This window comes from Micromonospora sp. SL4-19, from assembly GCF_047921475.1.
Classification (GTDB): domain Bacteria; phylum Actinomycetota; class Actinomycetes; order Mycobacteriales; family Micromonosporaceae; genus Micromonospora.
Window position 1 is genome coordinate 1 of record NZ_JBLROB010000106.1, and the last position, 308, is coordinate 308.

General features: G+C 70.8%; 1 protein-coding gene. It reads right to left on the reverse strand.

The features are described 5' to 3' along the window. Nucleotides 1-28 precede the first annotated feature (28 nt). Nucleotides 29-295, reverse strand: a complete 267-nt coding sequence (locus tag ACNAVT_RS31885) for a hypothetical protein (RefSeq protein ID WP_416301719.1) — start codon at nucleotides 293-295, stop codon at nucleotides 29-31. Nucleotides 296-308: the final 13 nt, after the last annotated feature.

The window sequence follows — 308 nt, forward strand, 5'->3', positions numbered from 1 at the left end:
CGGGGGGTGAGGTCCAGCGTCGAGGCCATCAAGCCGCCACCCGGGTGGGGTGGTGGTTGGTGATGGTGCGTTCGGTGACGATGACCCGGCAGGCGCCGCACTGGCGCTTGGCCGGCTCGTGCCGATGACACGGGATGGTGGTGGTCACCTGCCCGCAGCGGATGGTGACCGGTGCCCGGCAGGGGCCGCCGGGGATGACGTCGACGAGCACCCGGCGGGTGTCGTACGGGTGCGCGTCAGGGTGTGCGGGGCAGGTGTGGATGACCTGCTCGACGTCGACGAGGTAGATGGTCATCGGGCACCACCAG

Bases quoted from the DNA above. Each gene is read 5' to 3' on its own strand.
- ACNAVT_RS31885 (WP_416301719.1), bottom strand. From the start codon at position 295: ATGACCATCTACCTCGTCGACGTCGAGCAGGTCATCCACACCTGCCCC.